Origin of the sequence: Cyclobacterium lianum (assembly GCF_900143075.1) — a bacterium.
In the GTDB taxonomy this organism is placed as follows: Bacteria; Bacteroidota; Bacteroidia; order Cytophagales; family Cyclobacteriaceae; genus Cyclobacterium; species Cyclobacterium lianum.
In genome coordinates, this window is the sequence record NZ_FRCY01000008.1 from 214,133 (window position 1) to 238,067 (window position 23,935).

General features: G+C 47.9%; 13 protein-coding genes. 11 read left to right on the plus strand and 2 right to left on the minus strand.

Features of this window, described 5'->3' with window-relative positions; all coding sequences use genetic code 11:
* The first annotated feature begins 12 nt into the window (after nt 1-12).
* From BUB19_RS14555 to BUB19_RS14595, 9 genes are all read left to right on the plus strand, one after another.
* A complete protein-coding gene (locus BUB19_RS14555; protein WP_073095287.1) occupies nt 13-1,692 on the plus strand; it encodes a RagB/SusD family nutrient uptake outer membrane protein in 1,680 nt (559 codons plus the stop codon).
* Between the two features lie 11 nt (nt 1,693-1,703).
* On the plus strand, nt 1,704-3,509 hold the full coding sequence (locus BUB19_RS14560; protein ID WP_317041592.1) for an FAD-dependent oxidoreductase: 1,806 nt from the start codon (nt 1,704-1,706) through the stop codon (nt 3,507-3,509).
* A gap of 37 nt (nt 3,510-3,546) precedes the next feature.
* Nucleotides 3,547-5,217 (plus strand): FAD-dependent oxidoreductase, encoded by a 1,671-nt coding sequence (locus BUB19_RS14565; RefSeq protein ID WP_073095327.1) that lies wholly within the window; start codon nt 3,547-3,549, stop codon nt 5,215-5,217.
* Between the two features lie 41 nt (nt 5,218-5,258).
* Nucleotides 5,259-6,968, plus strand: a complete 1,710-nt coding sequence (locus BUB19_RS14570; RefSeq protein ID WP_073095288.1) for an FAD-dependent oxidoreductase — start codon at nt 5,259-5,261, stop codon at nt 6,966-6,968.
* A gap of 169 nt (nt 6,969-7,137) precedes the next feature.
* Nucleotides 7,138-8,535, plus strand: a complete 1,398-nt coding sequence (locus BUB19_RS14575) for a Gfo/Idh/MocA family protein (protein WP_073095289.1) — start codon at nt 7,138-7,140, stop codon at nt 8,533-8,535.
* Nucleotides 8,536-8,594: 59 nt separating this feature from the next.
* Complete coding sequence (locus BUB19_RS14580) at nt 8,595-10,283, plus strand: FAD-dependent oxidoreductase (protein WP_073095290.1); 1,689 nt, start codon at nt 8,595-8,597, stop codon at nt 10,281-10,283.
* Between the two features lie 38 nt (nt 10,284-10,321).
* Nucleotides 10,322-12,067 carry an arylsulfatase gene (locus BUB19_RS14585; RefSeq protein ID WP_073095291.1) on the plus strand — a complete coding sequence of 582 codons (1,746 nt, stop codon included), beginning with the start codon at nt 10,322-10,324 and terminating at the stop codon, nt 12,065-12,067.
* A 14-nt stretch (nt 12,068-12,081) separates the two neighbouring features.
* Nucleotides 12,082-14,094, plus strand: a complete 2,013-nt coding sequence (locus BUB19_RS14590) for an FAD-dependent oxidoreductase (protein WP_073095328.1) — start codon at nt 12,082-12,084, stop codon at nt 14,092-14,094.
* Between the two features lie 22 nt (nt 14,095-14,116).
* Complete coding sequence (locus BUB19_RS14595) at nt 14,117-15,259, plus strand: DUF885 domain-containing protein (protein ID WP_084097342.1); 1,143 nt, start codon at nt 14,117-14,119, stop codon at nt 15,257-15,259.
* On the opposite strand, the gene BUB19_RS14600 is transcribed toward BUB19_RS14595, so the two are convergent.
* Nucleotides 15,256-16,614 carry a serine hydrolase domain-containing protein gene (locus BUB19_RS14600; protein ID WP_073095292.1) on the minus strand — a complete coding sequence of 453 codons (1,359 nt, stop codon included), beginning with the start codon at nt 16,612-16,614 and terminating at the stop codon, nt 15,256-15,258. The two genes, BUB19_RS14595 and BUB19_RS14600, sit on opposite strands and share 4 nt — an antisense overlap.
* A 265-nt stretch (nt 16,615-16,879) precedes the next feature.
* The gene (locus BUB19_RS14605) at nt 16,880-18,289 is read right to left on the minus strand and encodes a sulfatase-like hydrolase/transferase (RefSeq protein ID WP_084097344.1); all 1,410 of its coding nucleotides are present in this window, start codon (nt 18,287-18,289) and stop codon (nt 16,880-16,882) included.
* 534 nt (nt 18,290-18,823) lie between these two features.
* Between BUB19_RS14605 and BUB19_RS14610 the strand changes: the two genes are divergently transcribed.
* Together BUB19_RS14610 and BUB19_RS14615 are read left to right on the plus strand one after the other, a co-directional pair.
* A complete protein-coding gene (locus BUB19_RS14610) occupies nt 18,824-22,210 on the plus strand; it encodes a SusC/RagA family TonB-linked outer membrane protein (protein WP_073095293.1) in 3,387 nt (1,128 codons plus the stop codon).
* A gap of 30 nt (nt 22,211-22,240) precedes the next feature.
* Nucleotides 22,241-23,821, plus strand: coding sequence for a SusD/RagB family nutrient-binding outer membrane lipoprotein (locus tag BUB19_RS14615; RefSeq protein ID WP_073095294.1), 1,581 nt, complete (start codon nt 22,241-22,243; stop codon nt 23,819-23,821).
* Nucleotides 23,822-23,935: the final 114 nt, after the last annotated feature.

A 23,935-nucleotide genomic window follows, 5' to 3' on the forward strand; every position in this document is an offset into this window, starting at 1 on the left:
CAGCAGGAACCAATGAAAAATTTAATCAAATATATTGTACTTATTCCGGTTTTATTCTTCTCCGCTGCCTGCGAGGATGAATTTCTGGAAAGGATGCCGCTGGACTCTCCTTCGAGTGAGACATTTTTTGAAAACGAAACGGAATTGGAAATGGCCGTGACGGGGGTGTATAACAGACTTTGGTACTGGCCCGCAGGGATCGCCTGGTTTCTATCCTTTGATTTCGCCTCTGATGATGGCTGGGATAGAAACGGCAGTGCACTTCAGGCACTCGGCAGAGGGGAGCAAAATGCCGACAATGGATTTACAAACGGATTCTGGTCTCATTTCTACCGGGCCATCAACCGGACCAACTTCATTACTTCCCGGGGCAGTCACCTGAGGGATGAAATGGATCCGGCCAAATATGACCGGCTCGTAGGAGAAGCCAGATTTATCCGGGCTTATTTCTACGCCTACCTGGCTGAGCTGTATGGTGATGTGCCATTGGTCACCTCTACGCTTACCCTGGAGGAATCTCAGACACCCAGGGCTCCAAAAGCGGAAGTGATAGATTTTGTCATGTCCGAACTCAACGAGATCAAAGCATATCTCCCTATGGATGCTGGTGAAAAGGGGAGAATTACTCAGGGCACAGTACTGGCTTTAATGTCTCGCGTGGCCCTTTGGAACGAAAGATGGGAAGCCGCGGCGGCCGCTGCAAAAGAGCTTATGGATTCGGGTACATATTCCGTTGATCCGGATTATGAAGGCATGTTTACTTTCGAAGGTGACAATTCACCCGAAGTTATTACCAGGATCCAATACCTTAGGGGTGTACAAACCCATAATATGCCCCGAAATTTCTGGTCCAGGATGGCCCTCGGCCACTCCAACAAAAAGCCGCCACAGGATTTTGTAGATACCTATGACTGCATAGATGGATTGCCGATTGATGAATCGCCACTTTATGACCCTCAAAGTCCCTTTGAAAACCGTGACCCCAGATTGGATTACACTTTGGTAGTACCGGGTTCCCGATTGGTAAACTGGATCTATGAAACGCATAGCGACAGCACCATGACCTGGGAATTTCAGGGAGAAGACAGCGTACGGGTACCCAATATCGAAGCACAACATGCCTATGCCTCCTTCACCGGCTACCTGTACCGCAAGCACGTGGACGTGGCTAACTATCCTACAGACGTGGGCTCAACAGACCAGAATCTGACTATTTTCCGGCTTGGAGAAGTATTGCTGAACTACGCGGAAGCCAAGGTGGAACTGAACCAAATTGACGAAAGCGTATATGAGGCCATCAATTCCCTAAGGCAACGGGAGTCTGTACAAATGCCGCCTATAGCCGCAGGTAAGTCACAAGAGGAGATGAGAAATCTGGTTCGTAAAGAAAGGCGGCATGAGTTGGGTATTGAGGGATTCAGGTATTTTGATATCCGCCGATGGGGCATAGCCGAAGACCTGATTCCCGGTCCCTACCGGGGTAGGGTAAACCGATATGGTGAAGGTGGCTGGCTCAACGAGCCACCCATGATTGACCCCATTGGTACGCCCAGCTATGATCATATCAGCAATGCGGATGAAATGGTAGTGGTGGAAACCCGGGATTTCAATCCCAACAGGGATTACCTGTGGCCCATACCCCGAATTGAATTGGAAACCAATACAGCATTGACCCAGAATCCGGGTTATTGATACCGGAGCTGATGCTGAAAATTGATAATTTCAGGGATTCCTGCCCCAAACGGTTGGGGCAGGAATCCCTTCCCATATCCATTAATGCTGCCCCGGCAAAAGGGGCAAAGAAATGTCTTGCCTTTTTCCTTCAGGTCATCCTTTGCGCGATTCTTTGCATGGGCCCGTCTCCCAAGGTTTTTTCTCAGGTTACCGGGTATGACCTGGTGGTTTATGGCGGGACTTCCGCTGGGATCACCGCCGCCATACAGGCAGCCCGAATGGGTAAGCAAGTCGTGTTGATCGAATCCGGAAACAGGCTGGGAGGGCTTACCACTGGTGGTCTGGGACAAACGGATATTGGAAACAAGCAAGCGATTGGGGGAATAGCCAGGGAGTTTTATCAAAATATAAAGCTGTACTACGATCAGCCTGAAAACTGGATATGGCAGGAAAAGAAAAACTACAAAGGAGTGGCCTATTCCCGTTCTGAGGAGGGAGAAGAGACCATGTGGACCTTTGAGCCTTCTGCAGCTTTGCATGTTTTTGGGGAAATGATAAGGAAGGAAAACGGAATTGATATCGTATATGGCGAACGATTGGATAGAAAAATGGGTGTAAAGATGGATAACCAAATCATTACTTCCCTGACGATGGAAAGCGGAAAGCACTATCATGGAAAAGTATATATTGATGCCACTTACGAAGGGGACCTGATGGCTGCTGCTGGTGTAAGCTATACTACAGGCAGAGAAGCGAATAGCCAATATGGTGAAAGCCTCAATGGTGTACAGGCAAACGCCTATGGAGTTACCTTACGCGGAAAGCCAGCACGGAATGGCAGGAACCACAATTTTGTGGACGGTGTGGACCCCTACATTGTTCCGGGTAATCCGGATTCAGGATTGCTTCCCTATATTTCTTCGTCTGTCCCGGGAATAGATGGAAGCGGGGATGAGAAAATCCAGGCATATTGTTTTCGGATGACGCTTACGGATCATCCTAAAAACAGGATTCCTTTTGAAAAACCGGCTACATACCATGAGTCCAATTACGAATTGCTATTCAGAAACTACGAAGCAGCACACGATCTGGAAAAAATGTATGATTATGGGGTTCCATACCTTCCATGGGCCAATTCGGCCATGCCAAACCGGAAGACAGATACCAATAACAAACATGGCTTTTCGACCGATTTTATCGGGCAAAATTATACTTATCCTGAGGCCAGCTACGAGGAAAGAGAAAAAATCACGCAAGCACACAGGGAATACCAAAAGGGTCTGATGTGGACGCTGGCTTATCATCCCAGAATCCCTAAGTTAGTGCGTGATGAGGTGTCAAGATGGGGTACTTGCAAGGATGAGTATGGACGGGAAGATGGCTGGCCGGAACAGCTTTACATTAGAGAGGCCCGTAGGATGGTGAGTGATTACGTTATGACCCAACACCATTGTGAAGGGCTGGAAGTAGCTGAGGACCCTATCGCTCTGGGCGCCTATGGCATGGATTCCCATCACGTACAGCGGTATGTGGATGCCAATGGCTTTGTAAAAAATGAGGGAAATGTTGAAGGCAGGGTGCCTGGACCCTACCCCATAAGTTACCGGTCCATTGTTCCCAAAAAGACCGAGGCCGGGAATCTTCTGGTCCCCGTTTGCCTTAGTGCTACGCACATCGGGTTCGGGTCTATTCGCATGGAGCCGGTTTTCATGGTTCTGGGCCAGTCGGCAGGGATAGCAGCTTCCCTGGCCATAGATGCCAAAAGCAGTGTACAGGCTGTTCCTTATCAGCTTTTAAGAAATGAATTAATTACCTACAGGCAGAGACTTGAATGACTACTGCCAGGTAGCAAATTATATAACCCAAAAGAACATGCATTATTTGATTTTGACCATTTGTTTGCTGCTGGCCACGGGACCTGTCCGGGTTGGCATCGCGCAGAGCGAACAACCATACGACCTTGTCATCTACGGAGGTACTTCCGCAGGCGTTGCAGCAGCGATTCAGGCTTCCCGTTTGGGCAAATCTGTCGTCCTCATTGAACCTTCCAGCAGGCTGGGAGGGCTGACAACAGGCGGCCTGGGCCAGACAGATATAGGCAACAAGCAAGCCATTGGAGGAATAGCCAGGGAATTTTACCAAAACATCAGGTCGCATTATGAAGATCCTGAAAACTGGAAATGGCAATCCCGGGAGGAGTATCAGGACGGTGGCCAGACCCGTACTGCAGCAGGAGAAGATGCCATGTGGACCTTCGAGCCCTCTGCCGCTTTGGAAGTGTACCAGCAGATGATTGATGCAGAAAACATTGACATCGTTTATAATGAAAGGTTGGACCGCTCAGAAAGAGGTGTGAGCAAATCCGGGGGCAAAATCCAATCGATTGTCATGGAAAGCGGAAAAACCTTTCAGGGAAAAATGTTTATGGATGCGACCTATGAAGGGGATCTGATGGCCACTGCCGGTGTCAGTTATACGGTTGGCAGGGAAAGCAATGAGGAATATGGGGAAACCGTCAATGGTGTTCAGGCCAATCATTGGAGCATTACCCTGAAGGGAAAGCTTTCCAAAAATGCTGCCAACCATAATTTTGTGCCAGGGGTAGATCCATATGTAGAAGAAGGAAACCCTGAAAGTGGTTTGTTGCCCTACATTGTCGAAGGGGGGCCTGGAATAGACGGCAGGGGGGACAAGAAAGTGCAGGCCTATGGTTTTCGCATGTGTCTGACAGACCACCCGGAAAACAGGATACCTTTTGAAAAGCCGGAAGGCTATGAAGAGCGCAATTACGAATTGCTCTTTCGCAATTATGAAGCAGGTGAAACCAGGCTGCCCTGGATCAATTCTGCCATGCCTAACCGGAAGACGGATACCAACAATAACCACGGTTTCTCTACAGACTTTACCGGTCAGAATCACGATTACCCCGAAGCTTCTTACGAAGAACGGGAAAAGATCATCGAAGCCCACCGAGAATACCAAAAGGGACTGATGTGGAGCCTGGCCTACCATCCACGAATTCCGGAAAAAATTCGGAATGTGATTTCGCAATGGGGCACCTGTAAGGATGAGTTTGAACGGGAAGATGGCTGGCAAAATCAACTTTATATACGGGAAGCAAGGAGGATGGTAAGTGATTATGTGATGACCCAACACCATTGTGAAGGCCTTGAAGTCGCTGAGGATGCTGTGGGGCTGGCCGCATACGGGATGGACTCCCACAATATCCAAAGGTATGTAGACCACAATGGCTATGTTCAGAATGAAGGCAACGTGCAGGCGTCCGTGCAGGGCCCTTATCCGATCAGCTACAAATCCATCGTACCAAAAAAAGAAGAAGCTGGTAATTTGTTTGTTCCGGTTTGTCTGAGTGCCACCCACATTGGCTTTGGATCCATACGGATGGAGCCTGTTTTTATGGTTTTGGGCCAATCTGCGGCGATCGCAGCAGCCCTTTCCATTGATCAGGGTATCGCCGTCCAGGATCTGTCCTACGAACCATTAAAAGCAGCCTTATTGGACCAAAATCAACGTTTGGAGTAATATTAAACAGATAGTCTTGATACATTAACTCAATATACATCATGAAAAATTTATTGCTTGCATTATTTCTCTTTTTTTCATTCCTGGCCATTCACCCGGTCCAGGCGCAAAACCAGTCCTTTGATATCGTTATCTACGGGGGCACCTCGGCAGGGGTAGCCGCCGCCATTCAAAGCTCACGAATGGGAAAATCTGTGGTACTGATAGAACCATCGAGCCATGTCGGTGGGCTTACCACAGGAGGACTCGGAGCCACCGATATTGGGAACAAGCAGGCCATCGGTGGAATCTCACGGGAGTTTTACCAGGGCATCAAAAACTATTATGACAATCCCGACAACTGGAACTGGCAGGACCGGTCAGATTATTTTACCCGTCCGGATCAGGGGAGGTCCAAAGAGGGAGAAGACGCCATGTGGACCTTTGAACCCTCTGCTGCCAAAGCAGTGTACAAACAAATGATGGCTGCAGAAGACATTACACTGGTAACCGGACAGCGCCTGGACAGGAGTAGTGGGGTAGATACCCAGGGTAACCGCATTCGTGCCATCACCATGGAAAGTGGAGAAACCTACACGGGAAAAATGTTTATGGATGCCACCTATGAGGGAGACCTGATGGCAGCAGCCGGCATTAGTTATATGGTAGGGCGAGAAGCCAATAGCGAATTTGGAGAAACCCTAAACGGAGTACAGGCCAATTATTACAACCGAACCTTGAAAAATAACGTGTCCCGAAATGCCATCCACCATAACTTTATTCCTGGGGTAGATCCTTACGTGGAAAAGGGAAACCCCTCCAGTGGGCTGCTTCCATTTATCATTGAGGGAGGTCCTGGCATAGACGGGACCGCCGATGATAAGCTTCAGGCCTATTGTTACCGGATGACGCTGACGGATCATCCCGATAACCGGATACCTTTCGAAAAGCCCGAAAATTACAAGGAGCTCGAATATGAATTGTTGTTCAGAAATTATGAGGCCGCTACCGGCCCCCTGGAGGAAATGTACCACTATGGAGACCCCCTGGTTCCCTGGATCAATACTCCCATGCCCAACAGAAAGACTGATACCAATAACCAAAAGGGTTTCTCGACAGACTTTGTGGGCCAAAACCACAATTTTCCAGAAGCCAGCTATGAAGAGCGTGAGGCCATTGCACAGCGGCACCTGGAGTATCAGCAGGGACTGATGTGGACCCTGGCCTACCATCCGCGGATCCCGAAAAAAGTACGTGATGTGGTTTCCAAATGGGGTATGGCAAAGGATGAATTTGAAGCGCGTGGAGGCTGGACGCCCCAGCTTTACATCCGTGAAGCGCGGCGGATGCGGAGCGATTACGTCGTCACCCAGAGAGATTGCGAAGGACTGGAGCCTCCGGTTTCAGATGTAGTAGGCCTAGCAGCTTATGGAATGGATTCCCACATGGTGCAGCGCTACGTGGACCACAATGGCTACGTGCAAAATGAAGGCAACTTTGAAGCACATGTACCGGAACCTTACCCCATTCCTTATCGGGCCATTGTACCTAAAAAGGGGGAAAAAGAAAATTTACTCGTTCCTGTTTGCGTAAGTTCTACCCATGTGGCTTTCGGGTCAATAAGGATGGAACCGGTATTTATGGTGCTGGGCCAGTCTGCTGCTACCGCTGCTAGTTTGGCCATAGATCAGAATTCGGCGGTGCAGGATGTGCCTTATGAGGACTTGAAAGCAATTCTGGTAAAAGACAAGCAGATTCTGGATCACAAATGATCCATTAATCGATACTGGAAATCCGCTTTCTGGTTGGTACCTCGTTGAAAGGCAACCAACAAAAAATCCGGAGTAAATGGGAGATGACAGGTGTCTCCTTTCTTACCCAACTGAATTAAATGGTTATTTTGCGAGTTACCGGTAGGAATTAACGGAATACTTTAAATACATGAAAGAAAACTCAGGGAATACCAGACGATCCTTTATCAGGAAAATCGGCACTTCTGCCGCAGTAGCCACCGGCCTGCCTCTGGTTTCAAACGCCCGGAAATCCGGGGTTTTGTTGCTGGAAAAAAGGGATAAGCAAAAAATAGCGGCCAATGACCGTATCCGTATTGCGGTGATAGGGACGGGTGGAATGGGCATTGGAGATGTCAACACGGCACTTATGGTGGATGGTATCGAAGTAGTAGCTGCCTGCGATTTGTATGACGGTAGGCTTGTTCGTGCCCGTGAACTTTGGGGGAAGGAATTATTCACTACCAAAGATTACCGGGAAATCCTGGAAAGATCCGATGTGGACGCCGTAATCAATGCCACCACAGACCACTGGCACCAGAAAATATGTCTGGATGCCATGGAGAAGGGCAAACATGTCTACTGTGAAAAGCCTATGGTACAAAAATCTGAAGACGGGCATGCCATTATTGGCATGCAGCAAAAGACCGGTAGCGTATTTCAGGTAGGTAGTCAATATGTGAGCTCCATCATACATGCCAAGGCAAAGGAACTGATCCATGCAGGAGAAATCGGAGAAATCAATTTTGCTGAGGCTCAGATAGACCGGCATAGCGCAAGGGGAGCCTGGCAGTACACCGTTCCCCTGGACGCCTCACCGGAAACAGTTGATTGGGATACCTATCTGGGGCAGGCTCCCAACCGTCCCTGGGATCCCCTGCGTTTTTTCCGTTGGAGAAATTACCGCGATTATGGCACCGGGGTAGCCGGGGACCTTTACGTACACATGCTTTCCATGCTGCACTTTGTTACCGGCTCAAAGGGTCCAAACCGGGTAATGGCCACCGGTGGTCTTCGCTATTGGAAAGATGGCAGGGATGTGCCTGATTTGCACCTGGGATTATTTGATTACCCGGAGACACCTGAGCACCCGGCATTTAACCTGGCACTCAGAACCAACCTGGTCAGCGGTGGAGGCGATAATTTTCTATTTCGGATCGTCGGTTCGGAAGGAGATATTTCCATCGGATTTACCGGGCTTACCTTGCGCAAAACCCCCTTTCCCAAAGATCCGGGAATGTCACTTAACAGCTTTCCGGAAGCTATGCAGGAGGCCATAAAGGCAGATCATTATAAAAAATACCCGCCCAAAGCTTCACTGGTAGGACCATCTGAGTTTGAGTACAAGGTGCCATCCGACTACAAAGGAGACCGGTACGAGCATTTTGTCAACTTCTTTGATTCCATTCGATCCGGAAAAACAGTAGTAGAAGACGCGGTATTTGGACTGAGGGCATCAGGCCCGACAGAAGCCGGAAATATCAGCTATTTTGAGAAAAAAACTGTGGGATGGGATCCGGAAAGGATGAAATTGACAGATCAGGTTTAGTAGATACATAAAATGATGTTATTTCAATAATATAATTGCCACCAAATCCAATACCAAAGATGAAAATGACAGACAGATTAAAGATTTACGTGCTGCCTCTATTGTTGATGCTATGTTTTATGACATGCAGCCCCGCTGAGGAGCAGGAAGAAATTACGGATGTGGTCGTATACGGAGGTACCTCCGGTGCCGTAACGGCAGCGATTCAGGCAAAAAAAATGGGCAAAACCGTGATCATGGTGTCTCCCGATAAACACCTCGGAGGTCTTACTTCCGGAGGATTGGGCTGGACCGACACTGGCAAGAAGGAAGTCATCGGTGGTTTGTCCAGAGAGTTTTACCAACGCGTCTACAACAAATACCAGGAAGAAGATGCCTGGAAATGGGAGGATCGTGCCGATTTTGGTAACCAGGGCCAGGGAACTCCCGCCATTGACGGGGAATTTCGTACCATGTGGATTTTTGAACCCCATGTGGCTGAAGAGGTGTACGATGAGTGGGTAGAAGAGATGGAGATAGAAGTTCTGCGTGATGAATGGCTGGACAGAGAGAATGGGGTGACTGTGGAGGACGGAAAAATCACAGCTATCCGCACACTAAGCGGAAAGGAATTTAAAGGTAAAATGTTTATCGATGCCACCTATGAGGGGGATTTGATGGCGGCTGCAGGGGTAAGTTACCACGTAGGCCGGGAAGCCAACAGTGTATATGGTGAGGAATGGAATGGCGTGCAGACCGGGGTATACCACCACAAGCACCATTTCAAGGTTTTGGATCAGCCTATCGACCCCTATTGGGTCAAGGGAGATCCTTCTTCGGGACTTTTGCCAAGGATCAGCGCAGAAGATCCGGGAGTAAAAGGTGAAGGGGATAACAAAGTGCAGGCCTATTGCTTCAGGACCTGCATGTCCAATCATCCCGATAATCAGGTGCCCTTCCCCAGACCAGAAAATTACGATTCCACGCAATATGAACTACTGGTCAGGATTTTTGATGCCGGCTGGAGGGAATGGTTCGGTAAATTTGACATGATCCCTAACCGGAAAACAGATACCAATAACCATGGACCATTTAGTTCGGACAATATCGGGATGAACTACGACTATCCTGAGGCCAGCTATGAGCGACGAAGAGAAATTATCAAGGAACATGAAGATTATCAGAAGGGGTTGTTGTATTTCGTAGCGAATGATCCCAGGGTACCTAAAGAAACGCAGGAAGAGTTTCAGAAATGGGGCCTGGCCAAAGATGAGTTTACCGATAATGGCAACTGGCCCCATCAGATCTATGTGCGGGAGGCCCGCCGGATGATCGGAAAGTATGTGATGACGGAAAATGAATTGTTGCAAAAAAAGCCCACTCCGGAATCGGTGGGAATGGGTTCCTATACCATAGATTCCCATAACATTCAGCGGTATGTAGACGAAAACGGTCATGTACACAATGAGGGGGATATCGGGGTTCCCTTGCCACAGCCCTATGAAATTGCTTTTGGATCGCTGGTTCCCAAAAAGGAGGAGATCCAAAATCTTGTTGTTCCGGTAGCTGTTTCGGCCAGCCACATTGCATTTGGGTCAATCCGTATGGAACCAGTATTCATGATATTAGGCCAGTCAGCCGCTACGGCTGCTGTGATGTCCATGGAGCAGGGTATTCCTGTACAGGATCTCTCCTATGACGACTTGAAAGTGAAATTGCGGGAGGACGGCCAGGTACTTACATTAGATGACAGAATAGCATCTAAGTAGTACATATGATCCTCCTCCAAAGTCCATTTTTCATTATTATGCTGAGTTTCCTGTGCTTCACGGGCTGCAGACAGCCTGAGCAGCACAGGACCTCAGATCCTCCCAACGTCGTGATCTTTCTTGCTGATGATCAGGGTTGGGGAGATGTAAGCTATCATGGCAACACCAATCTGAATACTCCGAATATTGATCAGCTGGCACACAATGGATTGAGTTTTGAGCACTTTTATGTCTCGCCGGTTTGTTCTCCTACACGTGCAGAGTTACTAACCGGGAGGTACCACCTGAGGGGAGGAGTTAGGGGTACCTCGGCCGGAGAGGAGAGACTGGATTTGGATGAAGCCACCTTTGCGGAGCGGTTTCAGGAAGCAGGCTATGCCACAGCAGCTTTCGGCAAATGGCACAATGGCATGCAGCATCCCTACCATCCCAATTCAAGAGGATTTGATTATTTTTATGGGTTTTGTTCAGGACACTGGGGAGATTATTTCAGCCCTCCCCTGGAGGAAAATGGAAGGTTGATACAGGGTGATGGTTATATGGTGGATGACTTTACCAATAAGGCCATCAAATTTATTGAAGACAATAGCAAATCCCCCTTTCTGGTTTACCTGCCCTACAATACGCCTCATTCTCCCATGCAGGTGCCGGACCAATGGTGGGAAAATTTTGAGTCCGGAGAATTAGAAATGGTTTTGCCTGCCAATCAAAATGAAGACCTGCAGTTTACAAAGGCGGCTCTGGCCATGTGCGAAAACATTGATTGGAATGTAGGGAGGGTCATGGGCAAGCTGAAAGAATTGGGATTGGAAGAAAATACCATTGTGATCTACCTCAGTGATAATGGTCCCAACAGCTTTCGCTGGAATGGTGGCCTGAAAGGCAGGAAAGGATCCACGGATGAAGGAGGAGTGCGCAGCCCCTTTTTTATCCAATGGCCAGGCAGGCTACCTCAGGGAAAATCCATTTCACAAATTGCAGGGGCCATTGATCTTTTTCCCACTTTGATGGAGTTGACCGGCATCAGTCCTTCAGTAAACAAGCCACTGGATGGCAAAAGCCTGGCTCCCCTTCTATTAAAGGACAATCCCCATTGGGAAGACAGAATGATCTTTAGCCATTGGAATGGAAGTACCAGCGTGCGGACGCAGCAGTATCGCATGGACCGGGAGGGCAAACTTTATGATATGGAGGCCGACCCTGGTCAAACCACTGATATCGCAGCAGCGTATCCGGAAATTGCCAGAGAACTTGGCCTGGCGAAAACCGACTGGAATGAGGAAATGGCTGCCGCATTTGACGGAAAAACGAGACCCTTTACCCTGGGCCACCCGGAAGCCGCCTTTACCCAAATGCCGGCAAGAGATGCTGAGCCTCATGGCGGGATTCAGCGCAGTAACCGATTTCCCAACGACTCCTTTTTCACCAATTGGCGCAGCAGGGAGGATAGCATCACCTGGGATGTAAAAGTCATGGATGCGGGTGAATTTGAAGTGGAATTGTACTACACCTGTAATGAAGAAAATCTGGGGTCCACAATCCAACTTTCTGTCGGAGGAGCTCAGGTGCAGGCACAGGTAAAAGAGGCACATGACCCTCCGCTAAGGGGCATGGAAAATGATCGGGTGGCACGAATGGAATCCTATGTGAAAGATTTTAAACCCATGTCACTGGGTAGGATCAATTTGATTAAGGGGAGATCAAAAATGGTATTGAAGGCGCTGGACATCCCTGGCAATGAAGTCATGGATGTACGGCTATTGCTGTTTCGCAGAATAAATTGAAAAAAATGAATAACATGAAAATCGCAATTGTAGTACTTTGTATTGTTATAGCCGGCTTTAATCTTTCCTGCTCTTCGGAAAAGGCCCAGGGCTTGGAAAGCTATGAGGTGGTGGTATATGGAGCCAATTCTGCTGGTATTATTGCTGCCTATACAGCAAAAACCATGGGAAAATCTGTCTTATTGATCGAGCCCAGCCAGCATCTGGGCGGATTGACCACAGGAGGTTTGGGCTACACCGATATTGGTAACAAATACGCCGTGACAGGTTTATCCAGAGACTTTTACCGCCGTCTGGGAGATCACTATGGCAAGTTTGAACAGTGGATTTTTGAACCCAGCGTGGCTAAGAGAACTTTTCAGGATTACCTGGACCGGGCAGGAATAGACGTCCAGTACGAATACCGGTTGACCGGTGTAGAAAAGGAGGATGGTTTTATCCGGGAAATTGAATTGGAAAAAGCGAACGATCCTGGTCGAGAACCCAGAAGAGTGGCGGGAAAAATGTTTATCGATGCCACCTATGAAGGGGACTTGATGGCCTTGTCAGGGGTAAGCTATGCCATCGGCAGAGAATCCAATGAGGTCTATGGCGAAACCTATAACGGCGTACAACTGATGACCGGCCACCAGTTTCCGGATGGGATAGACCCCTACAACACTCCCGGTGAGCCCTCCAGTGGATTATTGTGGGGGGTCAGTGAAGATGAGCTGGAACCGGATGGGACGGGAGACGATAAAATACAGGCTTACAATTACCGGATCTGCCTGACCAATGATCCGGCCAACAGGGTGGAGATCACCGAACCGGAGGGATACGACCCGGGCATGTTTGATTTGCTGGTTCGCCTCTTTGAGGCCCAACCGGACAAAAAAAGTCTAAACAACTATTTTATCTGGAGCCACATGCCCAATAACAAAACAGATATCAATAACCGGGGTGGTTTTTCAACCGATATGATCGGCATGAACCATGATTATCCGGAGGGTGATTATGAGCGCAGGCAGGAAATCATCGATGCACACACCCACTATACCAAATCCTTGCTTTATTTTTATAAAACAGACCCCAGGGTGCCGGAGGAAATCCAGGAGCAGATTCAGGAATGGGGATATCCCAAAGACGAATATATAGACAATGGGCACTGGACACCACAGCTATATGTGAGGGAAGTGAGAAGAATGATCGGGGAATATGTCATGACGCAGGCCAATTGTGTGGGAGATGAGGTGGTGGAGGATGGCATTGGCATGGCTGCCTATACCATGGACTCCCATAATATTCAGCGGATCGTGATCGAAAAGGAGGGTAAAAAGATGGTCAAAAATGAAGGAAATGTGGAGATAGGTGGCTTTGGACCTTACCCCATTGCCTACCGTTCTATCATACCCAAAAGTGAGGAGGCCAAAAACCTCCTGGTTCCGGCGGCCATGTCGGCCAGTCATATTGCCTTTGGGTCTATCCGTATGGAGCCGGTATTTATGGTGTTGGGACAATCTGCTGCCGTGGCGGCGAATATGGCCATTGACGAAGGGCTGCCTGTTCAGGAAGTAGATGTGCCAGCCCTTCAGGAGGAGCTGGAAACCAACCCCCTGGCGGATGGAAGCACTGCGGATATCCTGGTAGACAATGAGGATACAGCCCGGGTGACCTTTAACGGCAATTGGGAAATGAGAAGCAGAGGAGGATATGGCCCCAGTTTTCTGGTTGTTGGTACCTCTGGTGAAAGTTCTGCCCGATTCAGTCCCGTCATCAGGGAAGCTGGAAAATATGGGGTGTACGTTTATTTCTCGAGGGTTGCTGATGCAAGCACAAAGACAAATGTGTTATTGGGAGATGGGTATGAAGAACACGAAATGGTGATTGAAGAAGAAGACATCAGGGTGGAGGGCCAGACTTCCGGGGAATGGGTACATTTGGGAGACTTTGATTTAAAACCCGATACTTCTCCTTTTGTGGAAGTTTCCAATAAAGATGCAGATGGGGCAGTAGTAGCCGATGCTGTGCTATGGGTACCGGTGAGGTGATGGTCTCGAAGATGCAGGGAAGATTGATGAAAAGCAGGCAGCAGCGTTCCGGGATGCTGCCGCCGGAGTATTGAAAGATCAATTCAAACCGGCTTACGAAGAATTGATCTCCTGGTTGCAAGCCCAATTGCCTGAACTGGAAGAGCAACCGACAGGGGTCAGCCGGCATCCGGATGGAGATGCTTTCTACCAGCACCGGCTGAAAGCATCGACGACTACGGACCTGACTGCTGAAGAAATCCACCAGATCGGCCTTGCCGAAGTGGACCGCATCAAACAGGAAATGCTGGACATCAAAGAGAAAGTCGGTTTTGAGGGTAGTCTGGAAGCATTTTTTGAATTTATCAATACGGATGAGCAGTTTTTCTACCCCAATACGGATGAAGGCAGACAAGCTTATCTGGAAGATTCCAGGGCTTTTCTAGATGCGATCAATCAAAAACTTCCCGACTACTTTGGTTTGCTGCCCAAAGCAGAATTGCAGGTCAAAAGGGTAGAAGCTTTCCGGGAACAGGACGGTGCGCCCCAGCATTACTCAAAAGGTACGCCGGATGGATCGCGCAAGGGAACCTATTATGTTCACCTATCCGATATGAGTGCCATGCCAAAATCTACCATGGAAGGGGTAGCCTACCACGAAGGCAATCCCGGTCACCACATGCAGGTTTCCATTGCTCAGGAGCTGGAGGGTATTCCCAAATTTCGAACCCAATTGGGGTTCAATGCCTATGTAGAAGGCTGGGCGCTGTATTCCGAAATCCTGGCGAAGGAGATGGGTGGATACGAGAACCCGTATTATGACTTTGGCAGGCTGGTCAATGAAATCTGGAGGGCCATACGGCTGGTAGTAGATACCGGCCTGCATGCAAAGGGCTGGACGGAAGAGCAGGCGATCCAATACTTTTCAGACAATTCCTCTATTTCCCCCGGGGCCATCAAAGCCGAGGTTCGACGCTATATGGTCATCCCCGGACAAGCGACCGGGTATAAAATTGGCATGTTGAAAATTCAGGAGCTCCGGGCCGTGGCCGAAGAAGAGCTGGGCGATCAATTTGACCTGCGGCAATTTCACGACATCATACTGGGTGGTGGTGCATTGCCACTGGATATACTGGAAGAGGAAATCAGGCGCTGGATAGCCAAAGTAAAGAAAAAAGGTGCTTAGTCGACAGGAGCAACTTCTTTTTCCCTGCTAAGCTTAAATTTGCCTGCGCCTTGAATTAAAATCATGGTGTCACTATCCGGATCAAACTCCAGCGTCAGGCCGGCCTGAATGAATGTGAAGACGTGGGTGTCGTAGGCTTCCAGCGGAAAGGATGGCTGACCCGTTGCCTGTCCGATCAAAGTTTGCTCGTCTTTCGTAATGGTAAGCTTCAATGGGAAGTCCGGGCTGCTGTAGGTTCCCAGGTAGGCGTCCAGCTCCTCGCTGGAAAGCTTAAGGCCTTCTTTGAATTCGGGAAGAGCATAAGGTTTGTCAAAATAAATACTCAATGCGCCAATCAGAATATCGTTGATCGGCAGAATCACTCCATTCGAGGTGTATGCAATTGCAACCTTTTCTTCCGGAAAATAGGCCGCGTTGGACTGAAATCCATCTATGCCTCCATTATGGCCCAGAGCCGTTTTGTCGTAAAACGGAATTTGAAACAAACCCATGCCAAAATTGTCTACGATCCGGGTCATTTGCCGGAAGGAGTTTTCGGATAACAGTTCGTCAGAAAAAAGTGCGTGAAAAAATGTATTCAGGTCTGTAGGAGTCGAAACAATTGCCCCTGCACCTCCCGGAATACTCATATCGGTTTCAGTCGCTTTTTTCCAGGGCGCGCCTGGCTGGTAGGAATGCGCTTCCTTGTTTTCAGATTGGATTTTGCCGCCATAGTAGGTATTTTCTAATCCCAAAGGTTCGGTAATCCGATCTTTCAAAACCTCTGAGAAGGCAGTCTTTTCTATCTCTTCTACAATAAAGGCAAGTAAAATATAATTGGTATTGGAATAGGCAGCTTTTGTATCTGGTTCGAAAGTGGTGTCGTGTGACGCAATGATGTCGAGCATTTCTTTCCGGGACTTAGGTTCTTCCATCCAATCCTGATAGTCAGGTGCACTGGTGATGTTGAAGATACCGGATCTGTGGCGCAACAAATGCTCAACGGTAATCTTTTCGGCGTTCTTTAATGAAGGAAAAAATTCGGCAAGCGGAGTCTCCAGCCGTAATTTTCCTTCGTCTATCAATTTCAGGATGAGGGTAGCCGTAAAAAGCTTGGAAATGGACCCGATACGGTATTTGGTGTCCGGTGTTGCCTTTATATTGCCTTGAACATCCGCATATCCAAAAGCCCGTTGATACACTTCTTCCCCATCTCTGAATATGGAAAGGCTACCCATTCCTTTCTGATTTTCTTCGATAAGGGAAAACAAGCTGTCCATTTTGGCTTTGTCATAATCGGCCTCCTGACCCCATAGCTGAGTATAGGAATATACGCTCAAAGAAAAGGCGAAAATGACGGTGAGGAATTGTTTCATGGCAGGGCGGTGTTAAGTGGTAGCAATGTTTTATCTGGAATTAAATTATAAAGATTCAAAACCGACTATTGGTTCAAACGAATTCGTTAATGAAAGGGTTGGAGAAAAATTATCCGGTACGATTTTTTGGCTTTCTATGCTGCGTAGTGTTAAACCCGGATTATAACAAATCAAATCATTATAGATGACTTGGAAGATCCTGAACTCACAACCAATTACAAAACAGGATGTCAATGCTACTTTTTGTTTTTTTAGCCGGGAATGATCAATTGTCATCCATTTCCTTTTCCCATAGATTGATGAGACCCTTGAGCTCATCAACTTTTTCCGGAAAATATTCCTTACGGTCATGTATTTCGGGGAGGTCCTGCTCCAGGTGATACAGGGCCAAAGTGCCATTGACACGGTCTTCCAGTAATTTCCATGGACCATTCCGGACCGCAATGGCTTCCGGAGTCCTCCAGAAGAGGGTCCTGTCGGGCATTTTTCCTTTGCCGGTAAGTAGCGGCAGCATGCTTTGCCCATCCAGGCGATCCTTTCCCTTCCGATCAGGAAAATCCTGTCCGGTCAACTCCAGAAAGGTAGGCAAAAGATCAAAGGAGGCCAATGTTTCGGAAGACCTGCTTCCTGCTCCTATCTTCCCGGGCCACCAGGCAATGGCCGGTACCCGGTGTCCTCCCTCAAAAAGATCAGATTTTTCACCTCTTAGTTTGCCATTGGACCCGACCTCAGGCCAGGTGTCAGCCTGGTAATTCAGGTATTGCCCGTTATCTGAGGTAAAAAACAACAAGGTGTTTTTGTCCAGGCCTTCTGCTTTGAGATAAGCGATCAATTTTCCTACATTCCGGTCAAGGGATTCGATCATTTCTATAAGGGTGCCGGGTACCTCTTCCGGTGCATGGGGTCCAAGCTTGCTGGCAGGGCCGGGTAGGCTGGAGGTATAGTCGGTGCCCTCTTTCCGGATTTCCAGGTGTCCGTCCCCAGGGGATTGCCAGGGGAAATGGACGCCCAGGTGCGCCAGGTAAAGGAAGAAAGGTTTTTCATTGTTAGCTGCTATAAATTGAATGCCATTGTCGGTGATCACATCCGTGGTATAGCCTTCCTGATACGAAAGCCGTTCATTGTGCCACCAATCCGGAAAGCCATGTCGATCTATTTTGGAAAAATAATCTCCGTCACCTGAGGTCAGGCCCCGGAACACATCAAAACCAAAGTTCCGCGGATTGGCATCCGAATGATTGCCCAGGTGCCATTTGCCAAAAAAGGCTGTCGCATAGCCAGCCGCTTTCATGTATTCGGCCATAGTGGGGGGAGTATAAAACTCTTCACGGGCAATGCCTTTGATCGCTCCGATCCCCTGGTCCTGCCAATCCCCGGGAAGGGGATCCTCGATCCCCAATCGCTGCTGGTACCTGCCAGTCAGCAATGCGGCCCGGGTAGGGGAGCACATGGCTCCGTTGCTGTGAAAGTCAGTAAAGAGCATGCCCGCGGCAGCGAGGCGATTCAGGTGAGGGGTATGGGCTTTGCCCCCATAAAATCCTCCCAGGTCCCCGTAGCCCAGGTCGTCTGCCAGGATGATAATGATATTCGGTGTTTCAGCTACTTCATGCAACACCTGTTGCGGCGCAGAGAGTATAGTCCAAATAATAAATAGCAGGTGGAGTAAATGGTTCATTGTCCTGTTTGTTAAGCCAATATTACTACTTCTACCGCTTTCAATCGGGCTATGTTAACAGCGGCTCGTTTTATTCTAATGCTGGTTTGCCTGTTTTTCAAGGTTTCCGAACGGGTAAATGCCTGCAATCAGACCCACTACAGATTCCCATTTCAAAAAATGCGGAATTGCTGGCATTCGCATGCAGATTTAATTCCATATTAAGGCAATCCAACCCGGAATGGTGTCAATAATCCATAAATTAATCAAAACTTCCGATTGTTTGCCATTTACCATTTTTCATTTTGAAATTTAAAAAATAACCTTATTAAAATAAATTTTTTTGTTAACTTCTGGTTTTTAATAAAAAATATTATAAAATTAGCGAATCTTTAATCTTTAGATAATTTATATTATTATAAACAAATCTCCTGCCTATGTGAAAATTTCAAAGACAAACAGCAATAAATGCTGGGTTTATCAATGTATTATTCATGTTTTAATCAAAATGTTTACGGAGGATAATTCCATCCTAAACCTGACTCAATCAACAAAATGAAAAATGAAGAAAATCTACTTGTAAAAATCCCTGGAATAAGAGGCCTACTGTGCTTTTTATTTTGCGGTATTGTGCTGACAGGTATGTTGGCAAGCCATGCCCGTGCCGAAAACCGGCCGGGCGCTGAAACTGCGTCAGCTACCATTGCAGAGGAGGCCCCGGTGTCTGGAACGGTAACAGATGAAAATGGAGAGCCTATTCCGGGAGTGACCATCACCGTACAAGGTGAATCAATGGGAACGGTTACAGATGCCAACGGAGAGTTTAGGCTTGATGTTCCCGAAGATGCCACCCTGGTTTTTTCCTTTATAGGTTTTGAAACCCAAACCATACCTGTAGGAACCCGAAGTACTATCAACGTAACCATGAAGGAGGACGTCGGTAGTCTGGAGGAAGTCGTAGTAACTGCCTTTGGCCAGGAAAGGGACAAGAGGGCATTGGGATACGCAACCACAAACATCAAATCCGATGAATTGGTCAAAGTGGGTACACCAAACCTTGCCACTGCATTGTATGGCAAAGCACCCGGCGTGCGGATTCAGGCAGGAGCAGGAGGAGCCACCTCGCCAGTAAACATCACTATACGGGGGATCAACTCCATCACCGGAAGAAACCAGCCTCTGATCGTATTGGATGGTATTCCTATCCGAAACGAGGAAGTAAACAACAATAATTTCTGGGGAGACCAGCGCCTGAGAGGCAATGGTCTGCTGGATATTAACCCGGAAGACATCGCTGATATTTCCATACTCAAAGGCGCTTCGGCTGCGGCTTTGTACGGTTCTGAGGCGGTAAACGGCGTCGTATTGATCACCACCAAGAAGGGATCTACCAAGGGATTCAAAGTCGATTTCAATGCCAACTATGCCATGGATAGAATCGCTTATCTTCCCCGTTACCAAAATGTAAGAGGTCCCGGAGCACCTTCTCACGTTTTTGATTTTGGGCAGAATGATGAAGGGTTCATTACCTATCCTGACGGATCTACAGGTTTACCGGCTACCAACCTGAATTTTGGAGCCCCCTTTGATGGCCGGCAGGTAATGGCCTGGGACGATCAGATAAGACCTTATGTGGCTCAGGAAGATGCATATGCAGCGTTATTTAATGATCCCATCAGTTCGCAGGTAAACGTTGCGATCTCAAATTCTACGGATGTAGCCGATTTCCGGGTTTCCCTTACCCGTCAGGACAATGAGGCCTTGAGTTTGAACTCCAAAAACAGCAAAAACATCGCCAACCTTAATGCTACTTTCAGGATTTCAGATAAAGTGAAAACAGACGTTTTCATCAACTACATCAACCAATATACGGCTAACCGTCCTTACTCAGTAGATCGTATGATCAACAACTTCGGAGGGATGATGACCCGTTTTGACAATGGCGCCTGGTACCTGGACAGATACAAGACCAGCAGGGGATACCGCTATGTCACCGGAAACGGTCAGAGCCTGACTCCGGAGGAGAACATTACAAGAAACGGCTTTCAGGACGCCATTGGTGATTATGTATGGAACGTAAATGAGCAAAGGGCATCGGAATTAAGTAACCGGGTAATTGGCAGTATTACCAATACCTTTAGTTTCACAGATGAACTGAGCTTGCGTACCAGAATTTCTACGGATTTTACCTACAGGGAAAACGAAACCGCGAGTTCTACTACCCGGCCTTTGGCTTTCGGTCCTTCCGGCGGCTTTAGCATGTCCAATGAGATTTTCAGTATTTTGTACGGGGATGTTTTCCTGTACTATGACAAGCAAATCAATGAAGATCTGACCTTAAGTGCAACAGCAGGCTATACGGCTGACAAGGAAAGCAATTCCTCCATATCCAGAGGTACCAATGGTGGACTCAGTACAGAAAATCTGTTTGACGTGGTAGCATCGGTCAATCTGCCGAATAACGGGTCCTACAGGAGCTCAAGGATTATCGATGCGGCAATGGGAACCCTTAACCTGAATTACAAGGGATTTTTCTATGTAGAAGGAACTGTCAGGAGGGACCGCACTTCTACGATGAATCCGGACAACAATACTTTTATTTATCCCTCGGCCAATTCCAGTTTTATACTATCAGATGCGGTCAATTTGCCTTCCTGGATCAGTTCGTCCAAGATCAGGGGATCCTGGGGTATAGTGGGTAATTATCCCGATGTGTACCGGGCCAATATTGCCTATAACCAGAATACCCTCGGCGTACAGCAGCCTGGAGGTGCACCCGTATTGTTTACGAATATTTCCAGCAGCTTTGGAAACGACGGTATTCGTCCTGAGCAGAAGCATGAATTCGAATTTGGAACGGACAGCCAGTTCTTCAACGGCAGGTTATCGTTTGAATTCTCCTATTACAATGCACAGATCAGGGATCAGATTTTGCCGCTTACCTTGCCGGCCACTTCCGGTGCCACTTCCGTATTGGCCAACATCGGAACACTGCGTAACAAAGGGATTGAAATCGCCTTGAGTGGGACTTTGTACCGCAACAATGACTTCGACTGGCTGGCAGGAATCAACTTTGCCCGTAACATGAACGTGGTAGAAAAGCTGGCTAACAATGCAACTGAATTGCTACATGCCGATTACGATGGCAACGCTGCTCAGCTTCGGTCAGTGGTTGGTCGTCCTATGGGAGATTTCTTTGCCAGACCGGTCGAAACCAATGCCAACGGCGAAAAAATCGTCCAGCCCAACGGATTGTACAAAATCAACCCCAATGAGTGGATCCGGGCTGGTAATGCCATGCCAAAAGCTGTAGGAGGTATTTTTAATAACCTGGCTTACAAAAACTTTACCTTACAGGTAATGGCAGATTTTCAGCTCGGAGGTCATGTGATGCCTACCGGTGTCAACTGGATGATCAGCAGGGGCCTGACTGAGGAAAGTTTGAACTACATGGACACGGAGAGCGGCGGATTGTCTTATTACGTAAATGCCGACGGACAAGGTGTGCAAACTTCCAGCGCTGAAGGCCCTAACGGCGAAACTGTATACCACGACGGCATGCTCATGGATGGTGTGACTGCCGATGGAAATCCTAATACCAATGTGATTTCTCAAGCCTTGTATTACCAGCGAACTTACAACTGGGGAGGGCCGCAATATAGCCAGGCAAGGTACGAGTTGTACATCAAGGAGAATACCTACCTGAAGTTACGTGAATTGTCTCTGGGTTATCAGGTGCCGCCTTCCTTTGCAAAAAAACTTGGAGCAAATAGCATCAATGTTTCTGCTTTCGGAAGGAACCTGTTTTTCTTCTACCGAAATATCAAGGACCTGGATCCTGAAGTATTGACCGGCGGCTCCCGATGGTCACAGACCCTGACCAATGCAGGTACCAATCCTGCCACCCGAACCGTAGGATTAATGCTTAGGGCAAGTTTCTAAGCGGTGTTTCAACATATTAAATTAAACATCATGAAAAATAGATTAGTATTACTGACTCTGGCAATCCTTACCAGCCTTGCAGGCTGTCAGTATTCCGAATTTGAGGAAAATTATACCGATCCTTCCAAGGTATCGGAAACCTCCGTAGAAAAGCAATTTACCGGATTTATGATCGCTAACCGGGAATATGTGCTTCCCAGTTACTGGAATTATTTCGTGGTATTGAGAATTACCCTAAACCGCTATACACAAGCTATCGGATGGGTCAATGAGGAGAACCAGTACGTGCCCGGATCCGCAGCCATCAACGACCGCTGGAACAATTATTATCAATTTCTCGCCCAATATCGGGAATTGGAAAAAGTATATGCGGATCTGAGTCCACAGAACAAGCAGGATTACCGCGTATTCATGATCACCGCAGCTACCTATTTGTATGACCATACCCAGAAGGTAATCGACCTTCATGGCGCCATACCCTTTTCGGAGGCAGGTATGCTCAGCACCAATGGTGGAGATTATACGGAATCTTATCCGTCCTATGACGAACCGGAAGCCATATACACCAAAATGCTGGACGATCTGGCTGGCTTTGCGGATGAGTTGAGAACCATGGAGATCAATCCTGGTGTGCTGACCGGGTTTGAATCTCAGGATCTGGTCAACCGAGGTGATATTGACATGTGGTTGAAATATATCAACTCTCTCAGGATGAGAATGCTTACCCGCGTGAGTGAAACCCCTGCCTTTGCTGATCGCGCTGCTTCTGAAATCAATACGATTCTTTCCAATCCGGCAAATTATCCTATCGTAACGACGAATGATGAAAACATCACCTTTCGCATACACGAACTGGGTACACTGATTGCAGCAAATAGCTTTCAATCTGGTTTGGAAGACTGGGACGGAAATGTGGCTGGTAAAGCTTTGCTGGAACACATGATGAATAACGAAGACCCCAGACTTACCTATGTATTCGAGCCAGGAGAAGAGGCTGGTGGTGAATTTATCCCCTTAGATCCGCTACTTAGCGCTACAGAGCAGACCGAATTGATCGGATCCAATACCATGGCCATTTACAACAGAACCACCCTGAGCAGGAACCAGTATTTCCCGGGAATGCTGATCAATGCCAGTCAGGTTCATTTTATGGCTGCCGAACACTACCTGAAAGCAGGCCAGGATGCGCAGGCCAGGGAACACTATGAAACAGGTATCAGAGAGTCCATTCACTATTACGAAATGTTGCGCAATATGAGCAATAACCTGATTTCGCCCGAACCAATACCTGTAACCGAATCTGCGATCGACACTTATCTGGCCGATGCCGATATCAGTTGGGCAGCGGCTACCGGTGAAATGGATAAAATGCGACTGATCGCCGAACAGAAATGGCTGCATTTCAATGTAGTGCAACCCAACGAAAACTGGGCTGAGTTGAGAAGGGTAGAGATGCCAGATCTGGTGTTCTGGGAAGACCAGTCTAACCAGCAAAGTCTTCCTCCCAACAGGTGGATCTACCCCGGATCTGAGCAAACTTACAACACGGAGAATTACCAACAGGTACAGCCTAATGACAATCTGAACAGAACATTGTTCTGGGATAATTAGGAAAAGATTTAGGCTATAACATAGAGGGGTGCCCAATGGGTACCCCTTTTTTTATGACCTTTATGCTGGAAGCGATAAATTCAGCTCAAGGGAAAAGACAAATTTGTTCGCAAC